The sequence below is a fragment of the Kitasatospora sp. NPDC017646 genome, assembly GCF_044329365.1.
In the GTDB taxonomy this organism is placed as follows: domain Bacteria; phylum Actinomycetota; class Actinomycetes; order Streptomycetales; family Streptomycetaceae; genus Kitasatospora.
The window spans coordinates 311935-331589 of record NZ_JBIRJC010000003.1; the positions used below are offsets into that span (position 1 = coordinate 311935).

General features: G+C 72.7%; 17 protein-coding genes and 2 pseudogenes. 14 read left to right on the top strand and 5 right to left on the bottom strand.

Annotation, left to right across the window (positions count from 1 at the left end; genetic code table 11):
- The first annotated feature begins 459 nt into the window (after positions 1-459).
- The 4 genes from ACH4J0_RS07050 to ACH4J0_RS07065 all read left to right on the top strand — a co-directional run bounded on the left by ACH4J0_RS07050 (position 460) and on the right by ACH4J0_RS07065 (position 4112).
- Positions 460-1014, top strand: coding sequence for a hypothetical protein (locus ACH4J0_RS07050; protein WP_396237031.1), 555 nt, complete (start codon positions 460-462; stop codon positions 1012-1014).
- Positions 1015-1427: 413 nt separating this feature from the next.
- The gene (locus tag ACH4J0_RS07055) at positions 1428-2441 is read left to right on the top strand and encodes an aldo/keto reductase (protein ID WP_396237033.1); all 1014 of its coding nucleotides are present in this window, start codon (positions 1428-1430) and stop codon (positions 2439-2441) included.
- A 67-nt stretch (positions 2442-2508) separates the two neighbouring features.
- Positions 2509-3096, top strand: coding sequence for a TetR family transcriptional regulator (locus ACH4J0_RS07060; RefSeq protein ID WP_396237035.1), 588 nt, complete (start codon positions 2509-2511; stop codon positions 3094-3096).
- 110 nt (positions 3097-3206) lie between these two features.
- Positions 3207-4112 (top strand): ADP-ribosylglycohydrolase family protein, encoded by a 906-nt coding sequence (locus ACH4J0_RS07065; protein ID WP_396237037.1) that lies wholly within the window; start codon positions 3207-3209, stop codon positions 4110-4112.
- A gap of 81 nt (positions 4113-4193) precedes the next feature.
- On the opposite strand, the pseudogene ACH4J0_RS07070 reads toward ACH4J0_RS07065, so the two are convergent.
- Positions 4194-4358, bottom strand: a pseudogene (locus tag ACH4J0_RS07070) (GlsB/YeaQ/YmgE family stress response membrane protein); the annotation flags it as partial.
- Positions 4359-4617: 259 nt separating this feature from the next.
- Between ACH4J0_RS07070 and ACH4J0_RS07075 the strand changes: the two are divergent.
- A pseudogene (locus ACH4J0_RS07075) lies at positions 4618-4761 on the top strand (GlsB/YeaQ/YmgE family stress response membrane protein); the annotation flags it as partial.
- Positions 4762-4935: 174 nt separating this feature from the next.
- Here ACH4J0_RS07075 and ACH4J0_RS07080 read toward each other — a convergent pair.
- The 4 genes from ACH4J0_RS07080 to ACH4J0_RS07095 all read right to left on the bottom strand — a co-directional run bounded on the left by ACH4J0_RS07080 (position 4936) and on the right by ACH4J0_RS07095 (position 9968).
- Positions 4936-6489, bottom strand: coding sequence for an NCS1 family nucleobase:cation symporter-1 (locus ACH4J0_RS07080; protein WP_396237039.1), 1554 nt, complete (start codon positions 6487-6489; stop codon positions 4936-4938).
- 28 nt (positions 6490-6517) lie between these two features.
- Complete coding sequence (locus ACH4J0_RS07085; protein ID WP_396237041.1) at positions 6518-7531, bottom strand: TIGR03842 family LLM class F420-dependent oxidoreductase; 1014 nt, start codon at positions 7529-7531, stop codon at positions 6518-6520.
- Between the two features lie 152 nt (positions 7532-7683).
- On the bottom strand, positions 7684-9114 hold the full coding sequence (gene hydA, locus ACH4J0_RS07090) for a dihydropyrimidinase (RefSeq protein WP_396237043.1): 1431 nt from the start codon (positions 9112-9114) through the stop codon (positions 7684-7686).
- An 11-nt stretch (positions 9115-9125) separates the two neighbouring features.
- Positions 9126-9968 carry a nitrilase-related carbon-nitrogen hydrolase gene (locus tag ACH4J0_RS07095; RefSeq protein ID WP_396237045.1) on the bottom strand — a complete coding sequence of 281 codons (843 nt, stop codon included), beginning with the start codon at positions 9966-9968 and terminating at the stop codon, positions 9126-9128.
- Positions 9969-10407: 439 nt separating this feature from the next.
- On the opposite strand from ACH4J0_RS07095, the gene ACH4J0_RS07100 reads away from it, so the two are divergent.
- The 9 genes from ACH4J0_RS07100 to ACH4J0_RS07140 all read left to right on the top strand — a co-directional run bounded on the left by ACH4J0_RS07100 (position 10408) and on the right by ACH4J0_RS07140 (position 19450).
- Positions 10408-13536, top strand: a complete 3129-nt coding sequence (locus ACH4J0_RS07100; RefSeq protein ID WP_396237047.1) for a hypothetical protein — start codon at positions 10408-10410, stop codon at positions 13534-13536.
- Between the two features lie 160 nt (positions 13537-13696).
- Positions 13697-13774 (top strand): putative leader peptide, encoded by a 78-nt coding sequence (locus ACH4J0_RS07105; RefSeq protein WP_101948289.1) that lies wholly within the window; start codon positions 13697-13699, stop codon positions 13772-13774.
- A gap of 187 nt (positions 13775-13961) precedes the next feature.
- Positions 13962-14516: a cysteine dioxygenase gene (locus ACH4J0_RS07110; protein ID WP_396237049.1), complete on the top strand. Its 555-nt coding sequence runs from the start codon at positions 13962-13964 to the stop codon at positions 14514-14516.
- Positions 14510-14887, top strand: coding sequence for a rhodanese-like domain-containing protein (locus ACH4J0_RS07115; RefSeq protein ID WP_396237051.1), 378 nt, complete (start codon positions 14510-14512; stop codon positions 14885-14887). The genes ACH4J0_RS07110 and ACH4J0_RS07115 overlap by 7 nt, the downstream gene beginning before the upstream one ends.
- A 262-nt stretch (positions 14888-15149) precedes the next feature.
- Complete coding sequence (locus ACH4J0_RS07120; protein WP_396237053.1) at positions 15150-16370, top strand: ABC transporter ATP-binding protein; 1221 nt, start codon at positions 15150-15152, stop codon at positions 16368-16370.
- Positions 16360-17028: an ABC transporter permease gene (locus ACH4J0_RS07125; RefSeq protein ID WP_396237055.1), complete on the top strand. Its 669-nt coding sequence runs from the start codon at positions 16360-16362 to the stop codon at positions 17026-17028. The genes ACH4J0_RS07120 and ACH4J0_RS07125 overlap by 11 nt, the downstream gene beginning before the upstream one ends.
- Positions 17025-17702 carry an ABC transporter permease gene (locus ACH4J0_RS07130; RefSeq protein ID WP_396237057.1) on the top strand — a complete coding sequence of 226 codons (678 nt, stop codon included), beginning with the start codon at positions 17025-17027 and terminating at the stop codon, positions 17700-17702. Before ACH4J0_RS07125 ends, ACH4J0_RS07130 begins: the two co-directional genes overlap by 4 nt.
- 42 nt (positions 17703-17744) lie before the next feature.
- Positions 17745-18701 carry an ABC transporter substrate-binding protein gene (locus ACH4J0_RS07135; RefSeq protein WP_396237059.1) on the top strand — a complete coding sequence of 319 codons (957 nt, stop codon included), beginning with the start codon at positions 17745-17747 and terminating at the stop codon, positions 18699-18701.
- Between the two features lie 200 nt (positions 18702-18901).
- Entirely contained in the window at positions 18902-19450 is a 549-nt protein-coding gene (locus ACH4J0_RS07140; protein ID WP_396237061.1) for a hypothetical protein, read from the top strand.
- Positions 19451-19655 lie beyond the last annotated feature (205 nt).

Genomic DNA, 19655 nt, shown 5'->3' on the forward strand with positions numbered 1-19655 from the left:
ACTGCTCGTGAGCACCGGCAGGACGGCCGAGGTGGCCGGGTAACGACGGGCGAACAGCAGCGAGAGCGCGGCGAGCCCGGCCACCACGGTCCGGTACGGGCGCAGCGGGCCATCGGCGTGCAGCCACTGGAAGGCACCCTCCTCGATGGTGAGCAGGAGGATGCCGAGCAGCAGCAGACTATCGAGCCAGGACCGACCGTCCGGGCCGTACCAGCCGAGCAGGCCTGTGCGCATCCAGCTTCTCCCGTCCGCTCCACCCTGCCCGCTGGCGCCAGTTCGCGTCCATGCGTGCCAGTTCGCGTCCGTGCCCGCCCCTTCACGTCCGTTCGCTCGATGCTACGGGCGGGCACCGGCCCGCTGCCCCCTCCTACCGGGTAGCCACACCCTCGACTTTCGTCGGGGGTCGGCGCTGCTCACCGGCCGATTCAGGCGCGCCGCGGCCTCCCTAGCGTCGATGACATGACAGCCGAACAGCTCCACTCCGCAGCCGACTCCCCTCCACGGCACCACAGTTCGCACGTTCCGCCGAACGGCGGGGACCGCCTGCTGTTCCTGGCCGAGGCGCTGCGCGCCTTCCACGACACCGGCGCCCTGGCGCCGAGCGGGCCCGATCTGGTGAACGCGCTGGTGGTACCGGCCACCAGTCGCCCGAACCGGCCGATCTCCGTGCTGGAGGTCGGCACCGGGACGGGCGTGGTGACCCGCCGGCTGGCCCGGGTGCTGCGCCCTGGCGACCGGCTGCACGTGGTCGAGGCGAACCCGCGGTTCACCGACCGGCTGCGCGAGGATCCGGTCCTCGCCGCACGCCACCCGGGAATCGGACTGCGACTGTCGGCGTGCCGGGTGGAGGAGTTGCCGGAGGCCGTCGAAGGCGTGGACCAGGACGGTGAGCGCGGCGGCGGGCGGTACGACGTGATCGTGACCGGGCTGCCGTTCACCAACTTCGAGCCGGCCCTGGTCCGGAACGTCCTTGACCTCCACCTGCGGCTGCCGACCCCCCGGGGGGCGAGCTGACCTACTTCGGCTACCTCGGCACCACGACGGCTCGCACGCTCACCTCGGGGCCCCGCCGGGGCGCCCGCCACCGGGCATTGGTGCGACTGCTGCACCACTTCGAGGCGGCGTACGGGCTGGACGAGCGCACGGTGTGGCGCAACCTGCCGCCCGCCCGCGCCCATCTGCTGCGCTCACCGGAGCCGTCCGCCTGACGGAAGCCACTCCCAGTCGCAGCAGCCGCCCCCGGTGGCAGCAACCACAACTGACCCGGAACGGCCCCGGCGAAGGAAGCCGCCCCGCCAAGGATCCGGTGCGAACAAATGACAAAAGACAGCGAACAGATTTTGAAATCTGTTCGCTGTCGTGCCATAGTGAGACCCGGGTCACACCGCCCCCGCCACCCCGGCGCCGCACCCGCCCCTGGAGCTCCCATGGCCTCGACCACCCGCCCCGTCCAGCGCCGCCTCGGCGCCTCCGGACCGGTTACCTCCGCCCTCGGCCTCGGCTGCATGGGCATGTCCGACCTCTACGGCCCTGCCGACGAGGCCGAGAGCATCGCCACCATCCACGCCGCGCTCGACGCCGGAGTCACCCTCCTCGACACCGGCGACTTCTACGGCATGGGCCACAACGAACTGCTGATCCACGAGGCCCTGCGCGGCCGCGACCGCGAGAACGTGCAGATCAGCGTGAAGTTCGGCGCCCAGCGCGGCCCGGACGGCCAGTGGCTCGGCTACGACACCAGCCCGGCCGCCACCAAGAGCGCGCTCACCTACACCCTTCGCCGGCTGCGCACCGACCACGTCGACGTCTACCGGCCGGCCCGCCTCGACCCGAAGGTCCCGATCGAGGAGACCGTCGGCGCCATCGCGGACCTGGTGAAGGCCGGTTACGTCCGCCACATCGGGCTGTCCGAGGTCGGTGCCGACACGCTGCGCCGCGCCGCCGCCGTCCACCCGATCAGCGACCTGCAGATCGAGTACTCGCTGCTCACCCGCTCGATCGAGGCGGCCATCCTGCCCACCGCCCGCGAACTCGGCATCGGCATCACCGCGTACGGCGTGCTCTCGCGCGGCCTGCTCAGCGGCCACTGGGACCCGGACCGCCCGCTCGCCGGCACCGACTTCCGCGGCGACAGCCCCCGCTTCCAGGGCGACAACCTGGCCCACAACCTCGCACTGGTCGAGGCGCTGCGCGCGGTCGCCGACGCGAAGGGGGCCAGCGTCGCCCAGGTCGCCATCGCCTGGGTGTCCTCGCGCGGCGAGGACATCGTCCCGCTGGTCGGCGCCCGCCGCCGGAACCGGCTGGCCGAGGCCCTCGGCTCGCTGGACGTCACCCTGACCCCGGCCGACCTCACCGCCATCGAGGCCGCCGTCCCCGCCGGCGCCGCAGCAGGCGACCGGTACGCTGCCGCGCAGATGGCGCGCCTGGACAGCGAACGCTGACCGAGCCCACGCTGACCAGCGGAAACCCTCCGCGCCACCCGACCGCACGACCCTAAGGACGGCCCCCGTGACCACGGACACCGCACTCACCGCCGAGCAGATCCTGATCGCGGCGGAGGAAGTCCTCCGGCGGTTCGGCCCGGCCAAGGCCACCGTCGTGGACGTCGCCCGGGAACTCGGCGTCAGCCACAGCAGCGTCTACCGCCACTTCCCCAGCAAGGCGGCCCTGCGCGAGGCGGTCACCCAGCGCTGGCTCGACCAGGCGCACTTCGAGCTGAAGGCCGTCATGAACAACGCCGGCAGCGCCACCGAGCGCCTCGAACGCTGGCTGACCACGCTGTTCGCGGCCAAGCGGAAGAAGGCGCTGGACGACCCGGAGCTGTTCGCCACCTACATGGTGCTCGTCGAGGAGAACAGCAGTACCGTCGACGCGCACATCGACACGCTGGTCAGGCAGATCGCCGAGATCTTCCAGGACGGCGTGGACGCCAAGGAGTTCAAGCTCGCCCACATCCTCACCACCGCCCGCGCGGTCTTCGACGCCACCGCCCCCTTCCACGATCCCGCCTACGCGTCCACCTGGTCCGAGCCGACCGCGGACGAGCGCTTCAAGGCCGTCTGGAAGCTGGTTCTCGGCGGCCTGAAGGCCAAGTGAGCGGCAGCTGTCGCGGCGGGGCGCCGACGGCCGGAGAGCGTAATCCGGTGGCCGGCGCCCCGGCGTCCCGGGCAGACTGCGCCCACGGTTGATCTCACTTGGAGGATGACATGCGTGCGGCCGGCCCGGTTCTGGACAGCCTGCGGGGGCTCGCGCTCGGCGACGCCTTCGGCGACCGGTGGTTCTCCCTCCCGGTCGACGAGGCGCCCGCCGCCATGGCCGCACGCCTGGTCCGCCCGGCACCCTGGCACTGGACGGACGACACCGCGATGGCCCTGGTCCTCGTCCACCACCTCACCGTCCACGGCGAGGTCCGGCAGGACGCGCTGGCCGGGGAGTTCGCGTCCGAGTACGCCCGCGAGTACCAGCGCAACTACGGTCCGTCGATGCACCGGGTGCTGCGCGGGATCGGCGCCGGCGGGGACTGGCGCGCCATCACCTCGGTCCAGTTCGAAGGCCAGGGCTCGTACGGGAACGGCGCCGCGATGCGGGTCGCCCCGCTGGGCGCCTGGTTCGCCGAGGACTTGGACGAGGTCGCCCGGCAAGCCGAACTCCAGACGCTCACCACCCACTTCCACCCGGAGGCGGTGGCCGGTGCGGTGGCGGTCGCGCTCGCCGCGGCGCTCGCCGTCCGGAGCCGGGCCGGGCGTCCGCCCGGCCGGGCCGAACTACTCACCGAGGTGGCCGACCGGCTGCCGGACAGTGACGTCCGCTCCGGCCTGCGGATCGCCGCCCGGCTGCCGGCGCACACCAGCATCCGGCACGCCGCCACCGTGCTCGGCTCGGGGCTGATGATCTCCGCCCCGGACACCGTCCCGTTCGCCCTCTGGTCCGCCGCCGGGCACCTGGACTCGCTGCCCGAGGCGATCTGGCACACCCTGGACGGCTGGGGCGACATGGACACCACCTGCGCCATCGCCGCCGGCGTGGTCGCCGCCCGCACCGGGCTCACGGACGTCCCGGCCCCCTGGCTCGCCGCCTGCGAGGACCTGCCCGGCTGGGTCGCCGACGTGTAGACGACTCGATGGACCGGAGTACGCCGACGGCCGGCCCCCTCACCCGGGAGACCGGCCCGTCGAACCGTTCAGACGATCCTGTCAGCGGCGCGAGTTGCCGAACAGCAGCCGGTAGACGACCAACAGCACCAGCGCGCCGCCGATCGCGGACACCCAGGTCGGCCCGTCGAAGAAGCGCGCCGTGATCGACCGGTGCATGAAGTGCGACGCGATCCAGCCGCCGACGAAGGAGCCGGCGATCCCGATCCGTAACGAGGCGGCGAAGGTGGTGAAGCGCGCCGCGTCGCCCCGGGGCCGGCGGTGCCGATCAGGATGCGCACGGCCGCAGCATTTCGGCGGGTACCTCCGGTCGGAAGGATGCCGCGCGCGGAGCGGTCGGCTCCGGGTGGCCGGATCGCGCCGCCGGGCCGGGCCGGTCGGAACCGGGCGGGCGGGGGCTGCGTCCTTCGGGGCAGGGCGCGCGCGGGACGGGGCCGCCGTGCCACGGACGGGAGGGATGGGTCGGATGAGCATCATCGCGTGGATCGTGCTGGGTCTGGTGGCCGGAGCCCTGGCCAAGCTGCTGCTGCCCGGGCGGGACCCGGGCGGACTGATCGTGACGACCCGGCCGCCAGGCTGGAGTTCCGCCCACTACCGGTCCACCCCGCTACCGCACCCGTGCCCAGTCCGCCGCCGACCTCGTCACCGAGGACGGCGCGGTCAAGGTCCGGGCTGCGGTGGAGGCCGCGAACAGATGAGGGCGAACGGATGACAGATTTCAACTTCTGTCATCCGTTCGCCCTCATCTGTTGTCCGTTCGCCGTCATCCGTTACCCGTCACCTGTCACCTGTTCGCCGCGCTCCGCCGCCCGAGCCGCAACCCGCTGAGTGCCAGATACACCACCGAGGCCGAGGCGAAGCCGACCGCCCAGCCGTAGTCGGCAAGGGGCTTGAGGAAGGGGATCACGCCGTCCACCGGGAAGGGCCCCTGCTTCGCGCCGTGGTCGTCGACGCCGGAGTACGAGCCTCCGACCGCCAACAAGCCGCCGGCCAGCAGCGCGGTGACCGCCCGCCAGTTCCAGCCTGCCGCGTACCAGTAAGCGCCGAACGGCTGGTAGAGATCGGCCAGTCGCAGCCGGGTGCGGCGCAGCACCCAGTAGTCGGCGATCAGCACCCCGGCGACCGTTCCGAGCAGGCCACCGACCACGCCCAGCCAGACGTAGATGTAGACGTGCGGGTCTGCGGTCAGCTTCCAGGGGAAGATCGCGATCCCGACCACGCCCGTGATCAGTGCCCCGGTGCGGAAGTTGACGAAGCGGGGCACCAGGTTGGTCAGGTCGTAGGCCGGTGAGACCACGTTGGCGGCGATGTTCACCGATAGCGTCGCGACCAGGACGGTCACCAGGGCGAACAGGATGGCCACCGGGCTCTCCATCTTCGCGGCGAGCCTGATCGGGTCCCACACCGGCTCGCCGTACACCGCCTCCGAACCCGAGGTGACCAGCACGGACAGCAGTGCGAAGAGCGTCATCGTCGTCGGCAGGCCGAGCGCCTGGCCGCGGATCTGGGCTCGCTGGCTGCCGCCGAAGCGGGTGAAGTCGGGGATGTTGAGCGCCAGCGTGGACCAGAACCCGATCATCCCCATCAGTGACGGGAAGAAGACCTGCCAGAACCCGCCGCCCCAGCCCAGTTGGGACGGCTGGTCGAGCAACGGCCCCAGCCCGCCCGCCTTGACCCCGATCCACACCAGCAGGGCGAGCGCTCCGACGATGACGAACGGCGCCGCCCAGTTCTCGAAGCGCCGCAGCGCCTCCATCCCCCGGGCGATGATGACCATCTCGACCAGCCAGAACAGCAGGAAGGAGGCCCACTGCGTCCACGGGTAGCCGCCGAACTCCGTCGCCGTGAGCCAGGATCCTCCGAGCAGCTTGCCCGCCAGCAGGAAGATCCCCTCGCCGCCGATCCAGGTCTGGATGCCGAACCAGGCGCAGGCCACGGCCGCCCGTATGAGCGCGGGCAGGTTGGCGCCGCGCAGTCCGAACGAGGCCCGGGCGAACACCGGGAACGGGACGCCGTACTTGGTGCCCGCGTGCCCGGTGAGGAGCATCGGCGCGAGCACGATCAGATTGGCGAGCGCGATGGTCAGCACCGCCTGCTTCCAGTCCATGCCGATCGCGACCAGGCCCGAAGCCAGCGTCCAGGACGGGATGTTGTGGGCCATGCCGACCCAGAGCGCGAGGAAGTTGTAGGTGGTCCACGTGCGCCGCCGCACCGGGACCGGCCGGAGGTCGTCACTGGTGAAACCGTTGGACGGCAACGCCCCCTCGGCCGGGTCGAGTTCGACCCGGCCGTCGGGGTGCTGTCGCTGTCTTCCGCCGCCGGTCGCGGTGTCGGACATGGGCAACTCCCTTCTGCCGCAGTGCGGATCAGAGGTGGGGGATGACGTCCGTTCCGTATGCGTCGATGGTGGCCTCGACCGCGTCGTGCATGGCGTAGACGGCGAACTGGTCCACGCCGAGCGAACGGAGGTCGGCGAGCCGGGCACGCTGGGCCTCCACCGGCCCGATCAGGCAGAAGCGGTCGACGATCTCGTCCGGGACGAAGGCCGTGTCGGGGTTCCCGGCCCGGCCGTGGTGGCTGTAGTCGTAGCCCTGGCGGTCCTTGATGTAGTCGGTGAGCGCCTCGGGCACCAGGTCGGAGTGCTCACCGTAGTGGCTGACCAGGTCGGCGACGTGGTTGCCGACCATCCCGCCGAACCAGCGACACTGCTCGCGGGCGTGGGCGAGCGCGGCGGGCGAGTCGTCCGCGGTGACGTACGCGGGTGCGGCCACGCAGATGGTGACCGAGGCCGGGTCCCGACCCGCCTCGACGGCCGCCCTCCGGACCGCCTTGACCATGTACTCGGTGAGGTACGGGTCGGCCAACTGCAGGATGAAACCGTCCGCCTGACGTCCGGTCAGTGCCAGCGCCTTGGGCCCGTACGCGCCCATCCAGATCGGCAGTGAGGCGCCGGGGCCGACCCACGGCAGGTGCATCTCGGTGCCGTCCACCTCGACGGTGCGTCCTTCGGCCAACTCCTTGACGGCGTGCATGGCTTGGGAGAGCCGGTCGAGGGTGGCGGGGCGGCGTCCGGCGACCCGCATCGCGGAGTCGCCGCGGCCGATCCCGCAGACCGTGCGGTTGCCGTACATGTCGTTGAGCGTGGCGAACAGGGAGGCGGTGACCTCCCAGGTGCGGGTGGACGGGTTGGTGACCATCGGGCCGACGGTCAGTCGCTCGGTCTCGGCGAGGATGCGGCTGTAGATGACGAAGGGCTCCTGCCACAGCACGCAGGAGTCGAAGGTCCAGCCGTGGCTGAACCCGGCCCGCTCGGCGTGGATCATCCGGTCGATGAGCAGGCGGGCGGGCGGGTCGGTCTGCAGGACGAGGCCGATGTCCATGGGTGGCTCCGGGGAGAGGGGTGGGAGGGCAGGCCCGGGGCCGGCACGCACACCGCGTGCCGCGGCCCCGGGTCCGGGTCCGGGAAAGGGGGATCCGACGTGGGAAGCGGATCCGACGCGGGAAAGGGATCCGACGCGGGAGAGGGATCAGGTCAGGTCAGGTACTGGCAGGTGTCGCGGCGCAGGAAGGTGCCGTGCCCGGCCCGGCCGAGCCAGCGGCCGTCGTCCAGCACCACGGTGCCGCGCGAGAGCACCGTCCGCGCCCGGCCGGTGAGTCGGCGGCCCTCGTAGGCCGAGTAGTCCACGTTCATGTGGTGGGTGGCGGCGGAGACGGTCTGCACGGCGGTGGGGTCGTAGACGACGAGGTCGGCGTCCGCGCCCGGCGCGATGGTGCCCTTGCGCGGGTGCAGCCCGAACATCCGGGCCGGGGTGGTGCAGGCGATCTCGACCCAGCGGCGCCGGCTGATGTGCCCGTCCACCACGGCCTGGTGCAGCAGGTCCATCCGGTTCTCCACGCCCGGGAGGCCGTTGGGGATCTTCGAGAAGTCGCCGCGGCCGAGTTCCTTCTGCCCGACGTAGCAGAACGGGCAGTGGTCGGTGGAGACCACCTGGAGGTCGTTGGTGCGCAGACCCCGCCAGAGCGCCTCCTGGTGCTCGCGCGGCCGAAGTGGCGTGCTGCACACGTACTTGGCACCCTCGAAGCCGTCCGCGCCCTGCTCGGCGAGGTTGTCGGTGGAGAGGAAGAGGTACTGCGGACAGGTCTCGCCGAAGACGTTGAGCCCGGTGTCGCGGGCCCGGGCGAGTTCGTCGAGCGCGGAGGCGGCGGAGACGTGAACGACGTAGAGCGGGCTGCCTGCCACCTGGGCGAGCTTGATCGCCCGGTGGGTGGCCTCGGCCTCCAGCAGTTCGCGCCGGACCTCGCCGTGGAAGCGCGGGGCGGTGCGGCCGGCGGCGAGGGCCTGTTCGACCAGGACGTCGATGGCGATGCCGTTCTCGGCGTGCATCATGATCAGCCCGCCGTTGGCCGCCCCGCGCTGCATGGCGCGCAGGATGCGGCCGTCGTCGCTGTAGAAGACGCCGGGGTAGGCCATGAAGAGCTTGAAGGAGGTGGATTCGCCGGAGTCGACCAGCGCGTCCATCTCCTTGAGGACGGCGTCGTTGACGTCCGAGACGATGGTGTGGAAGGCGTAGTCGATCGCGCAGTTGCCCTCGGACTTGGCGTGCCAGGTGTCCAGGCCCTCGCGCAGGGCACCCCCGACGGGCTGGACGGCGAAGTCGACGATGGTGGTGGTGCCGCCCCAGGCGGCGGCGCGGGTGCCGGTCTCGAAGGTGTCGGAGGCCGCGGTGCCGCCGAACGGCAGCTCCATGTGGGTGTGGGCGTCGACGCCGCCCGGGATGACGTAGTGGCCGGTGGCGTCGATGACGGTGTCGGCGGTCCAGGCCTCGGCGGCGGTGCTGCCGGTGGCGGCCAGGGCGGCCACGCGCTCGCCCTCGATCAGGACGTCGGCGTGGAGTTCGTCGGTGGCGGTGATGACGAGGCCGCCGCGGACGACGGTGCGCTGCTGCGGGTCGCGGGTGGTCATCGCGGCGCTCCTCAGGCCTCGGCGAGCGGCCCGTAGGCGTCGGGCCGGCGGTCGCGGTAGAACGCCCACTGCTGGCGGACCTGTTCGATCAGGCCGAGGTCGAGGTCGCGGATGACGAGTTCGTCCTCCTTGTCGGAGGCGACGTCGCCGACGAACTGGCCGCGCGGGTCGACGAAGTAGGAGGTGCCGTAGAAGTCGTTGTCGCCGTACTCCTCGGTGCCGACCCGGTTGATGGCGGCGACGAAGTACTCGTTGGCGACGGCGGCGGCGGGCTGTTCGAGCTGCCACAGGTAGGCGGACAGGCCGCGACTGGTGGCCGAGGGGTTGTAGACGATCTGCGCACCGGCCAGGCCCAGGGCGCGCCACCCCTCGGGGAAGTGCCGGTCGTAGCAGATGTAGACGCCGACCTTGCCGACGGCGGTGTCGAAGACGGGCCAACCGAGGTTGCCGGGCTTGAAGTAGTACTTCTCCCAGAAGCCCTTGACCTGCGGGATGTGGTGCTTGCGGTACTTGCCGAGGTAGCTGCCGTCCGCGTCGATCACCGCGGCGGTGTTGTAGTACACCCCGGTCTGCTCCTCCTCGTAGACCGGCACGACGATCACCAGGCCGAGCTCCCGGGCGAGGTCCTGCATCCGGCGCACGGTCGGGCCGTCCGGGACGGCCTCGGCCCAGCGGTAGTGCTCGGGCTCCTGGACCTGGCAGAAGTACGGGGAGTTGAAGACCTCCTGGAAGCCGATGATCTTCGCGCCCTGGCCGGCGGCCTCGCGGGCGTACCGCTCGTGGAGCGCGATCATGCTCTCCTGGTCGCCGGTCCAGCGGGTCTGGACGAGCGCGGCACGGACGATCTGCGACATGGGTACCTCCGCAACTCCGCGTCCCGGCGCTGAAGCCGGGCCCGCGGTCTGAGGGTTGACGGGGCAGGTCTCACCCTGAGGGTCCGCTCGGGGAACCGCAGGGGTCTACATGATGGGTCTACGTGCGTAGAAAGCGATCTGTAGACGGTAGGCCCGGCCTCGGTGGCCTGACAATACGTTGGCGGAAACGCGTCTCGGGCGATCTCGTCGAGCAGACACGCGGACGGTCCTGGGTGGGATGAAACGCTCATCTACCCCGGAAGTGACCTCCTTACTCATTCGAGTGAAAGCAGTCACCGGGGGTGCGGAACCGGCCAGGGCAGGGTAAGACGCGCGTGGAAGCTTCGACGAGGCGTCATCTCCTGCTGGAGCGGAGAGACTTCGGGGATCAGGCACGAGGGTCGGCGGTCGACACGAAGGCCGAACGGGGGTGGTACGGATGGCAGCGGTCGAGGGGCACGAGGAGCGTACGGCGGACACCACGGCACCGACGGGCGCGTCGGCGCCGGTCGGAACGACGGACGCGAGCGGAACGACCGACGCGAGCGGAACGACGGACGCGAGCGGAACGACCGCAACGACCGGGGGCGACGGCCCGGCGGGGCGGCCGCCCGCCCTGCCCGCCTGGGCGGGCCTGCTGCTCGCCCTCGGCGCCCTGCTGCCGCTCGCCCTCGGCCTCCTGCTGAGCCGGGCACCGGCATCGCGGACCGGACTGACCGCCCTGCAACTGGCCGGTTCCCGGGCGGCCGCCGAGGCGGTCGTCGGTGGCCGCTCCGCGGCGTACCGGACCGCCCTGCGCGCCGAGCCCTGGCTGATCGGCGGCTACGGGCTGACGCTGGTGGCCGCCGCGCTGCTGGGCGGGTACGTGCTCGGGCGGCGGCTCCGGCTCGGCCCGGCACTCGCGGTCGGAGCCGCCGGGCTGCTCGCCGCGGCCTGCGACCTCGGGGCGAACGTCCTGCTGCGCCTCGGGCTCGACCACGGCGGATCCGACACCCCCTTCGCGGTGGCGGCGGCGCTGGCCACCGTCGCCTGGCTGCTGCTCCTGCCCGCCGCAGTGGCCGCCGCGGGCCTGCTGTCGGTGACGGCCGCCCGGGCGGTGCGCGGCCTGCGGCCCCCGGCCGCGAAGCCCGCCGACGACGCCGACCCCCAGCGCCCGGCGCTCATCCCACCGTGGCCGGTGGCCCCGCGGCACGGCCGGCCGCCGCGCGGAGCGCGGCACCAGGAACCGCCGGTGGCCGACGCCCCCGGCGCCCACACCCACTGGCGGGACGCCGGCCGGGTGCCGCCCGGCCGCGAGCCCGCCGAGCTGGGCTTCTGCGCCTCCGGCGGCGGGATCCGCTCGGCCTGCGTCACGCTCGGCGCGCTCCAGGCCCTGCGCCCGTGGCTGAAACGCGCGCGCTACCTGGTCTCCGTCTCGGGCGGCGGCTACACCGTGGGCGCGCTGCAGCTCGCGCTCAGTGACTCCGCGCCCGGCAGCCCTGTGCGCGCCGTCTCGGGCCTGACGGCCGACACCGTGATGGAGCCCGGCTCCCCGGAGGAGGACCACCTCCGCCGCCACAGCAAGTACATCGCCGACGGCGCCGGGGAGTGGCTGGTCGCCCTCGGCACGCTCCTGCGCGGCGTGCTGTCCGCGCTCACCCTGCTGCTGGCCGCCGTCCTGGTGCTCGGCCTCGGCCTCAGCCGCTTCTACCACGCCGTCCCGCTCACCGACCTGGACGCCCTGGCGTCCGCCGGCCTGCGCCACCCCGGCGCCGTACCGGGCTCCCTGGCGTTCCGGACGCCCGCGCTGGCCGCCCTCGGCACGCTGCTGGCGGCCGCTGCCGGGTGCTGGCTGCTGTGGCTGCTGGCCTTCCCGCCACTCGGCTGGCACGCACTGCTGCCACGCGCGCTGCGCCGGCTCAACTACGCCGCGCTCGCCCTGGCCGGGCTGCTGGCCGCCGGGGTGCTGGCAGTGCCGGGCCTGGCCTGGGGCGCGGTCCGGCTCCAGCAGGCGCTGGCGGCCGGCCCGCAGCTGACCGGCGCCGGGCTCAGCCTGACCGTGGTGCTCAGCTACCTCGCCCTGCTGCTCGGCATACTGTGGCGCGACCGCCGGGCGATCGGCCGGGGCGTGAACTCCCTCGGCGGGGCGCTGCGTGGCGCGGGCCGCTTCGGCGGCGGACTGACCACCAACCTCCCCCAGTACCTCGTGGTGTGGGCCGCCCTCACCACACTGACGACCGGCGCACTGCTGGCGCTCGGCTGGGCGGTCGCGACCGGGTACGCCTGGCCTACGGCCGTCCAGGTGCTGCTGCCGCTGGTGCTCGGCGCGGTCGGGCTCAACCTCGACCAGACCTGGATGAGCCTGCACCCGTTCTACCGGCTGCGCCTGGCCTCGGCGTTCGCGGTGCGCCGGGCCACCGAGGGCGGCCGCACCCTCGCCCGCCGGTACGACTTCCACCGGGAGCAGACCTGGCTGAGCCACTACGCCGCCCGGCACCCGGACTTCCCGCAGGTGATCTTCTCGGCCGCGGCCAACCTGTCCGGCAACTCCCGTACGCCGCCCGGCCGTCGGGCGGTGTCCTTCTCGCTCTCCCACGACTACGTGGGCGGTCCGGACGTCGGGTACGCGCGCACCGACCTGCTGGAGCGGCGCACCCGCCGGCACATCGCCCGGGACCTCACCGTGCAGTCGGCGATGGCCGTTTCCGGCGCCGCCTTCTCCGCCGCGATGGGCCGCCAGTCCCGGGTCTACCAGGGGCTGTTCGCGGTGACCAACGCCCGGCTCGGCACATGGCTGCCCAACCCTGCGCAGCTCGGCCCGGCCTGGTCCGGCACACCGGACTGGCGCCGCCCCGGGCAGCCCGCCGTCCGCCGGCTCCCGTACCAACTGCGGGAGCTGACCGGCCGGTTCCCGGTGGACGACCGCTTCCTGCTCACCACCGACGGCGGGCACTACGAGAACCTCGGTCTGGTCGAGCTGCTGCGGCACCGGGTGCGGACAGCGGTGAGCATCGACGCCAGCGGGGACTCCGGCTACGCCGGCAACCTGGCCGCCGCGATCACCCTGGCCCGGGAGGAGCTGGGCATCGTCATCACCCTGCACCAACCGGAGCTGCTGATCCCCGGCAGCTGCGCCGCCGAGCGGGGCGCGGTCGCCACGCCCCTGCGGGGTCTGGCGGCCCAGCTCGCCGACCGGCTCTCGGCCCGGGGCGTGATCACCGGGGACATCCACTACCCGGCCGTCGACGGCGACCCGGACTCCGAACGCCACGGCACCCTGGTCGTCCTCCAGGCGGTGCTGACCGCCGACATGCCGTACGAGCTGCACTCCTACGCCGTGGCCAACGGAGCCTTCCCGAACGACGGCACCAGCGACCAGTGGTTCAACCACCAGCAGTTCGACGCCTACCAGACGCTCGGCCGCTACCTGGGCGAGCAGGCCGGGCCGCTGATCGAGCAGGCCCTCGCGGCCGACGTGGACGGCTCCGCCGCGCCCTTCCCCGCGCAGCCTCCGGGTGGCTCGCCCTCGACGCCGTCCGACCACTCCACGACGGCTCCACCGGTGCCGCGCCGTCCCGAGGGCCGGTGAGCGGGAGTGAGGCGGGGTGAGGGAGTTTCGCGCCGGAGCCGCGCCGGGGAGTGAGCCGACGGTCGAGCCGGGAGTCCGGGGAGGCAGGGGAGTTAACAGGGCGCAACAGACGGGCGCCCCGGCTTGACTTCGTCCGACCGGCTCGGAAAGGATCCGGTGCATGGACTCCGGCACCACTCTGGTTTGCCGCCTGCACGTCGATCTGCGACGCCAGGCGAGTTCCATCTGTGCCTGTTGACCTGGCCGCACTCCGCCGGTCCCGCCCTGTGACCCCTGCCAGGGCCCGTACCGCGCACCCGCACCCGCAGTTCTGAGCCCCGCCCGCCCGACGGCGTCCGTGCGTGCCGTGACCGGCCGCCCCGCAGCCACGCCACCGGTCCCGGGCACATCCCTGCCGACGTTCCCGCCGCACCCGAGGACGCCTCATGAGCCTGGACCTCGTCTCCGAGACCCCGCCGCACACCTCGAACGCCCGACTCACCCCTCACGCCCCGCCCACCCCTCACGCCCCGCCCACCCCTAACGCCCCGCTCACCCCGAAGGCCCTGCGAACCGTCGTCCGCGAGCTGGCCGAGCAGCCCGACCAGTGGATCCACCTGGTCCGGCTCTCCACCGACGAACGCTGGTACCAGCGGCTGGTGGCCGAGGAGGACCACGAGGTCTGGCTGATCAGCTGGCTGCCCGGCCAGTCGACCGGCTTCCACGACCACGGCGGCTCGCGCGGCGCGTTCACCGTCGCCCTCGGCGAGTTGGAGGAGCTGTCCCTCGGCGGCCCGGACCAGGGCCTGCTGATCCGCCGAGTCCCGGCCGGAACCGCCCGCGCCTTCGGCCCGGAGTACGTGCACGACGTGCGCAACACCGCCTCCGGGCCGGCCGTCACCCTGCACGCCTACTCGCCCCCGCTCAGCTCGATGACGCACTACGACCTGCGGGCCGGCGGGCTCGTCCGCACCTCGGAGGAAGGACCGGAGCAGTGGTGACCACGATCGAAGACCTGGTGGAGCGGGCCCGCGAGGGCGTCCACCGGCCGCGCGCCCGGGAGGCGTACCAGGCCCAGCTGGACGGCGCGCTGCTGGTGGACATCCGTCCGGCGGCTCAGCGGGCGGCCGAGGGCGAGATCCCCGGCTCGCTGATCATCGAACGCAACGTCCTGGAGTGGCGGCTCGACCCGACGGGCAGTCACCGCGTCGCCGAGGCCACGGGCTACGACATCGAGGTGATCGTGCTCTGCTCCGAGGGCTACGCCTCCAGCCTGGCCGCAGCGTCGCTGCGCGAACTGGGACTGCACCGGGCGACCGACCTGGACGGCGGATTCGTCGGCTGGGCGGCGGCGGGTCTGCCGACCCGCTAGCGTCCCTCCGATGGCTGAGTTGGAGTCACACCGCGTGCCGGGCCGTAAATCAGGGACAGGAGATGATGCAGGTCATAGTCTGATCAGAGTTTCCGCCGGTCCGAAGCTGGGCAGCCACGCGGGCGGAAGAACGCCCGGGCGGTGCAACCGCCGTCAACCGACACGAGCGACACGAGCGACACGAGCCGACCAGCCGAACGAGCCGAACGACCGACAGACACAGGCGCCGCCTCGCCGGGGCGCCCTGACGAGGAAACACTCCGTGATCAGATTCGAGGGCGCCGGCAAGCGCCACCCCGACGGCACCGTCGCGGTCGAGGGCCTGGACCTGGAGGTCCCGACCGGTCGGATAACCGTCCTGGTAGGGCCGTCCGGCTGCGGCAAGACCACCCTGCTGCGCATGGTCAACCGGATGGTCGAGCCGACCTCGGGCCGAGTACTCCTGGACGACACCGACGTCGCGAAGCTGGAGCCCGCCAAGCTCCGCCGCGGCATCGGGTACGTGATCCAGCAGGCCGGGCTCTTCCCGCACCGCAAGGTGATCGACAACATCGCCACTGTCCCGTACCTGCTCGGCTGGGACCGCAAGAAGGCCCGTGCCCGGGCCGCCGAACTGCTCGAACTGGTCGGGCTCGCGCCCGGGACCGCCAAGCGCTACCCGTTCCAGTTGTCCGGCGGCCAGCAGCAGCGGGTCGGCGTGGCCCGGGCGCTGGCCGCCGACCCGCCAGTGCTGCTGATGGACGAACCCTTCAGCGCCGTCGACCCGGTGGTGCGGGCCGGGCTCCAGGAGGAACTGCTACGGCTCCAGTCCGAACTGCACAAGACGGTGCTGTTCGTCACCCACGACATCGAGGAGGCCGTCCGACTCGGAGACCAGGTCGTGGTGCTGCGCGAGCACGGCCGGATCGCCCAGCTGGCCGACCCGCACACCCTGCTGACCTCCCCCGCCGACGACGGCGTGGCCGCCTTCCTCGGCCGCGACCGGGGCCTGCGCGGCCTGGGCCTGCGGCCCGCGACGGCCATCGAGCTGCGCCCGATCGGCGACGGCCTCCACAGCGGCCACTGGGAATTGGCCCTGGACGACGAGCGCCACCCGATCGGCTGGATCGACCGCAGCGCCGGCACCGCCGCACTCCAGCCGTCGGCCGGATACCGCCCGGACACGGACACCCTGCGCGCAGCCCTGGACGCCGTTGTGCTCTCCCCCTCCGGTATCGCGGTCGCGCTGGACGCCGACGGCCGGGCGATCGGCACCGCGAGCCGCGAAGCCGTCCTCGCCGCGCTCACACCGGTGGACGGCGGGCCCGTCGGCGCGGACACGACCGTCGGCGCGGACACGACCGTCGGCGTGGACAAGGCTGTCCGCGCAGACGAGGCCGTCCGCGTGGACGAGCCCGTCAGTATCGACGAGCCGGGTCCAGTAGAGGCAGTAGAGGCAGTAGAGGCAGCGGACGCGGCGGACGGAGCCGACGGTGGACGATGAACCGATCGTCCGCTGGTACTGGATCGGCGACCATCTCGGTTACCTCGGCAACCTGCTCGCCGACCACGCCGTGATCGCCCTGGTCCCGGTGCTCATCGGCCTGCTGCTGGCCGTCCCGCTCGGCCTGGCCTGCGCCCGCTTCCCCCGGCTGTACCAGCCGCTGTCCGCCGTCTTCAACATCGTCTACGCGCTGCCCTCGCTGGCCGTCTTCGTGGTGCTGATCCCGTACACCGGGCTCGCCACCCAGGCGACGGTGATGATCCCGCTCACCTTCTACGCCCTGGCCGTCCTGCTGCCGACCACCGTGGACGGGCTGCGCGCCGTCCCGGACTCCGTCCGGCAGGCCGCCACCGCGATGGGTTACGGGCCGTGGCACCGGCTGACCGCCGTCGAACTGCCCGCCGCCGTGCCGTACCTGATCGCCGGGCTGCGGGTCGCCGCGGTGTCCAGCATCTCGCTGGCCAGCGTCGGCGCGCTGGTCGGGCGCGGCGGGCTCGGCTACCTGTTCGTCGACGGCTTCCAGCGCACCTTCCCGACCCCGATCGTGGCCGGGATCGCACTGATCGCCGTCCTGGCGCTGGCCGTCGACCTGCTGCTGGTGACCGCGCGTCGGCTGCTCGCGCCGTGGGCGGTCCGGGAGCAGGGAGCGGGCTCGTGAACTGGCTGAACTGGCTGAGCGACTTCTTCTCCGCCCCGGACCGCCGCAGCGGCCCGGACTCGATCCTGAACCGGGTCTCCGAGCACCTGATGCTCTCCGGCGAGGCCCTGTTCTACGCGGCGCTGCTCGCCGTCCCGCTCGGGCTGCTGATCGGCTACACCGGGCGCGGCGTCACCGTGGTCACCGCGCTCGCCGGCGCCGCCCGCGCCCTGCCGACCCTCGGCCTGGTGACCCTCGCGGTGCTGCTCGCCGGGGTGGGCGACACCGCCGTGCTGTTCCCACTGGTCGCGCTGGCGGCGCCGCCGCTGCTGGTGGCGGCCGTCGAGGGGGTGCGCGGGACCGACCCGGACGTCCGGGACGCGGCGCGCGGGACCGGGCTGACCCACCCGCAGGTGCTCCTCCAGGTCTGCCTGCCCTCCGCCGCGCCGACCCTGCTGGCGGGCTTCCGCACCGCGACCGTCCAGGTGATCGCGACCGCCACGGTGGCGGCGTACGTCGGGCTGGGCGGCCTCGGCCGCTACGTCATCGACGGGCTGGCCACCCGGCAGTACGCGGTGACCGTGGGCGGTGCGCTGCTGGTGGTGCTGCTCGCGGTCGGCGCCCAGCTGTTCTTCGCCCTGCTCGCCCGGTTCGCGCTCCCGGCCGGGGTGCGCGCCCAGCGCCGGGCCCGCTGAGGCCCCTCCTCTCCCATCCGCTCCGGAAGGACAACTGTCACCATGTCGACAATCAAGAGAAGCAGGCGCGCCGTCCTCCTCGGCACCCTCGCCGCGCTCGCCCTGGGCGCCACCGCCTGCAGCTCGTCCGCGAGCAGCAGCGACCCGCTCGGCGGCGGATCGAGCGCCGCGGCCTCCGGGGCCGGTTCCGCCGCCACCGGAGGCGGCTCCGGCGGGACGGTGGTCGTCGGCTCGGCGAACTTCCCGGAGAACGTCCTACTCGGCTCGATCTACTCGCAGGCGCTCAGGGCCAAGGGCGTGAAGGTCGAGGAGAAGTTCAACATCGGCAGCCGCGAGGTGCTGTACGGGCAGCTGCAGAGCGGCAACCTGACCGTCCTGCCCGAGTACAACGGTGCGCTGCTCGCCTACCTGGACGCCAAGAACACCGCCGTCACCACCCAGGACGTGAACGCGGCGCTGACCAAGGCGCTGCCCTCCTCGCTGGCGCTCCTCGACTCCTCCCCCGCCGAGGACAAGGACTCGCTCAGCGTCACCCAGGAGACCGCCGACAAGTACAACCTCAAGAGCATCTCCGATCTGGCCGCCAAGGCCGGCGAGTTCACCATCGGCGGGCCGCCGGAGTTCAAGAGCCGCCGTGAGCAGCAGTTCAAGGACGTCTACGGGCTGACCTTCAAGGAGTGGAAGCCCACCGCCGACACCACCGCGAACGCGCTCAAGGACGGCGGCGTCCAGGTCGGCAACGTGTTCACCACGGACCCCAAGATCGTCCAGTACAAGCTCGTCCCGCTGACCGACCCGAGGAACGTCTTCGGCGCCCAGAACATCACCCCGTTGATCAACAAGGCGGGCGTGGACGCCACCGCCACGGCGGCGCTCAACGCGGTGTCGGCCAAGCTCGACACGGCCGGGCTGACGGGGCTGATGAAGCGCGTCTCGGTCGACAAGGAGGACCCGTCGACGGTGGCCAAGGACTGGCTGAAGGCCAACGGGCTCGCCTGACGGCCGACCAGGCTACGGAGGCAGCGGACGGCGGCGCGGGGGGATTCCTCCGCGGCCGCCGTTCGCACGTCCGCGGTACCTCCGCGGTACCTCCGACGTACGTCCGAGGTGCGCCGAGATGCGTCCGAGGCTCGCCCGGGGCGTCGCGCCCGCCGGAGGAGACCTTCCCTTCTGCGCCGCGAACATGACAGGGTGGCGCCATGCGCACTCGTCTCCTCGCCGCCTCCCTCACGGCACTCGCCGCGGTGAGCCTCGCTGCCTGCTCCAGCTCCGGTTCGGGCTCAGGCCCGGACAAGGCCACCGCCGCGGCCGGCTCCGCCACCGTCGCCGCCGCCACGCCGGCCGGCACCGCCACGGCCGGCTCGACCGCTTCGGCACCCACCGCACCCGCCACGGCCGCGCCGACCGACCCCTCAGCCCCCGGCGCGGACGGGTCGGCCCCGGCCAAGCCCGCGCCGCCCGCCGACGCCGGACTGCCAGCCAAGCCGGACGCCGACCTGACCGGCAAGGTGGTGGCCGCACTGAACGCGATCGACCCGGCGATCGTCGGCGGCAAGCCCGACCAGGCGGTGGAGCAAGCCCGCAAGCAGTGCCAGGCGATGTACCAGTTCCCCAAGGACAAGGCGAAGCTGGTCGAACTCGCCGATCAGCACTTCACCTCACCCGACCACCCCCAGGGCTTCGGTCCGGACACCTCCGCGAAGATCAACGACGCGCTTCGCGCCACCCTCTGCCCGCCGCAGCGCTGACACCCTGCGCCAGCCCCCGAACCGCCCGGCGTCCTGAGCTCCGGGCAGCCGTGGCCGCGCCCCGTCCGCCGGGTGCGCGGCCATCGGCGTCTGCCGCGACGGGTCACCGAACTCCCGTACGAGCGACGGCGGGAATCGGCGAGACCGCCCGGCGACCCGAGCTGCCGCCCCGCCTGACGCCCCGCTGCGCCACAGCTCCGCACGG